Source organism: Candidatus Aquicultor secundus (assembly GCF_002791875.1).
Classification (GTDB): Bacteria; Actinomycetota; Aquicultoria; order Aquicultorales; family Aquicultoraceae; genus Aquicultor_A; species Aquicultor_A secundus.
Window position 1 is genome coordinate 1447 of sequence record NZ_PFNG01000098.1, and the last position, 2659, is coordinate 4105.

6 protein-coding genes are annotated in these 2659 nt (G+C 45.2%); 1 reads left to right on the forward strand and 5 read right to left on the reverse strand.

Annotation, left to right across the window (positions count from 1 at the left end):
* Positions 1 to 827, forward strand: an 827-nt coding sequence (locus COY37_RS04260; RefSeq protein WP_286976309.1) for a tetratricopeptide repeat protein, incomplete at its 5' end; no start/stop codon positions are given.
* Positions 828 to 891: 64 nt separating this feature from the next.
* Here COY37_RS04260 and COY37_RS04265 read toward each other — a convergent pair.
* From COY37_RS04265 to COY37_RS04280, 5 genes are all read right to left on the reverse strand, one after another.
* A complete protein-coding gene (locus COY37_RS04265; RefSeq protein WP_286679426.1) occupies positions 892 to 1203 on the reverse strand; it encodes a type II toxin-antitoxin system HicB family antitoxin in 312 nt (103 codons plus the stop codon).
* Between the two features lie 4 nt (positions 1204 to 1207).
* A complete protein-coding gene (locus COY37_RS04270; RefSeq protein WP_286679425.1) occupies positions 1208 to 1417 on the reverse strand; it encodes a type II toxin-antitoxin system HicA family toxin in 210 nt (69 codons plus the stop codon).
* A 465-nt stretch (positions 1418 to 1882) separates the two neighbouring features.
* Complete coding sequence (locus COY37_RS11805) at positions 1883 to 2089, reverse strand: type II toxin-antitoxin system HicA family toxin (protein ID WP_502692922.1); 207 nt, start codon at positions 2087 to 2089, stop codon at positions 1883 to 1885.
* Complete coding sequence (locus tag COY37_RS04275) at positions 2076 to 2300, reverse strand: type II toxin-antitoxin system HicB family antitoxin (RefSeq protein WP_286679424.1); 225 nt, start codon at positions 2298 to 2300, stop codon at positions 2076 to 2078. The genes COY37_RS11805 and COY37_RS04275 overlap by 14 nt, the downstream gene beginning before the upstream one ends.
* Positions 2301 to 2397: 97 nt before the next feature.
* A partial coding sequence (locus COY37_RS04280; RefSeq protein WP_286976314.1) for a hypothetical protein occupies positions 2398 to 2659 on the reverse strand: 262 nt, incomplete at its 5' end.

Here is a 2659-nt window from a genome sequence, read left to right on the forward strand (position 1 = left end):
TGGTTCAGGGATTAAGCGGTATCGCCACCAACGATTTAAGCCTCTTTTTCTGGTGTATCATGGGTTCGGTCGTCGGCAATGCGGTAAAAGGTACCAGTCGCGTTATAGAATGGCGTGTAGCACAAGGGGCCGCACTCAAGTGGCTGGCTCTTGTTGTTGTGGTGGCGCTTTCTATAGCGGCTTTAACGCCGCCGGTGCTAGAGGCGCGGTATTCTGCGGCAGACAGCGAAGTGCGCACGACGATGAGCGAATCCGCCCTCAAGGGTGCCTGTGATGCAGCTCAATACCTGGCCGTCCAGCCCCATTACCAATGGTTCTGTGCCAATCTATGCTTAGACCTTGCCAATGATACAAAAGATGCATCGGTTGCCAGGCTCGCGATTACGGTAGCTAAAAGAGGACTAAGATACTCCCCGAATTATCCGCAGCTAATTCATACTCTGGGAACAGCCTATTTGGTATCGGCCCGATATAGCAGGAACAATAAAGACCTTGGCCAAGCGGAAAAGTACCTATACCTGGCGCTACAGAAAGCGCCGCTAGATAAAAACACCTATATAGACGTGATCATGTTAAATCTGCAAAAAGGGAACTATGACGAGGTAATAAGGGTAAGCAAGCTATTGGGATCGATTGATCCGCAAGGTTCGAGGCCTCTTATTTCCGAGTCGGTTGCCTACGAGTTAAAGGGCGATAAAAACAAAGCGGACACCCTGCTTAAGTCGGCGCAAAAACTCGACCCCGGAGCGCAAAGCGTATGGAATACGTTCTTGGGCCTCGCAAAAACCTCGCCGGCCCCCGAGGTAAAATTACCGTCCGGGAAGTAACAAAACGAACCTGGGATAATGTAGCTTTAATGTTAATAAACGCAATTAGCTTTCTTGGGTTAATTTACGCGGCGACTTCAGGAAGATCTAGCTGAACGTTGGCAAGAATTACTCTGTCTCTCTCTTCTTTAGTTTCCACAACACCTTCGAGAAACTCATCCAGGTGCCCAGCTATTTGCTCCAGGGTGCTTGAACCCGGAACTTCTTCATTATATTCGAGAGCTACCTCAATCCACCCAGCAATTGCATCCTTAGCCATCTCAAAAGCTTCCTCTACGGTTTCACCTTGAGTGACACATCCGGGAAGATCCGGAACCAAAACAGTGTAGCCTCCCTCTTCTGCCGGTATAAGGATAGCTGGGTACTGATAACGCAACTGTCTAAACCTCCTTTAGGTCAATCATGGCCTGTTTAAGAATAGATTTTAGAGTGGCAATTTTTATGTCTTCGCTCTCAGTCCTATAAGGAACAGTAACTTTTCCCGGCTTTGTTGGATGCTTGAAATGATGATGGCTTCCTGTGGTTTTAGTTAAATACCATCCATCTCGCTTTAGAATACTAACAACTTCTTTGGCTTTGTAGCTCTTCACTGATGTAATCCTAGTCTAGCCTTGAAGGTTTGTCAATTAAACTACCGTTTGCTTTGTTTAATTTCACACCAGGTTAGCCTGAAAGCAGCCTTCATATATTTAGCCATGATTTGGCTTCTCACAAAGAACTTCAATAGAGGATATTTTGCATATATGCCGTATTCTATAATTAAAAACGGCTTTTGAATAAAGGAGTTGCCGGTGAATCCTCACAAGAGCGCTCTATCAGATATGCTTTTGCGTTTCGCTGCAGCAGTAGCTCTATTCGCTTTATGTCTTTGTCTAATTCCTGGATGCCAGCAACCTGCGTCACCATCCGGCAGTTTAAAAAGCGCACGGCAGCCAACTAAAGAGAAGATTCTGTATGTAAAAAACGGCATAATCTACGAAACGGGCCTCTCTGGGTCTCATACCCGCAAGATATTTTCAGCAAACCGCTATAATCCCTGGGGAGCTTTTCTGTATTTACTCACTAGATTCTATTACACCGAGAACTTGCTTAATGATTTTTGGATGCAGCATCTTACCGGTATGAAAAGGGATGATTATTCTTTTATTCTCCCTCATATATATTCTATGGCTACCCTTACTCCTGTCCAACACAAAACCGGCTCTTAGCAACAGCGTTTCTGCATCTTGTGGTGTAAGTCTCGGTGGTTTAGGCAACTTCAACCTCTAGAGTAGCCGTGATTATCTCCTTGCTAAGAACTTTCTTTCTCTCATCTTCTGGCAACGTCTCCAGATATAGTTCAACGGCTTCTTTTATGTTGGCTAATGCTTCTTCAAACGTATCGCCTTGCGTTTGGCATCCTTCCAGCTCCGGCGCATATGCGTAGTAGCCGTATTCATCTTTTTCAATAACAACACTAACCTTATAGGACATAATATCCCTTTCCTTATACTGCTTTTACCTGCAAATATTATAAGCTCAACTTTTATTTAAGAGTATATACATAGAAATGCAATTAATAAATAGCGATTTAGCAGAAGGTAAGAGCATAATCTATAAACAAAAAGCCTTGCACAGCTGCAAAGGGAAGAGCACTGGGCTCCGCATAAAACCGTTTACCAGTATAAACGGCGCACAATCGATAAAAAGCACACGATTGCGAAATTAATTCAGTTCGAATCCTTCCGCCCCTCTGAACATCGCAATAATCGGGATAGGGGGCGGCTTTCGCCGCCGACCCTCCCACACCACCGTACAAGCGGGTCCGCATACGGCGGTTCGTCAGAATGAAC

Excerpts from the sequence above, each read along its gene's own strand:
- COY37_RS04275 (WP_286679424.1), bottom strand. The coding sequence starts at position 2,300 with ATGTCCTATAAGGTTAGTGTTGTTATTGAAAAAGATGAATACGGCTAC.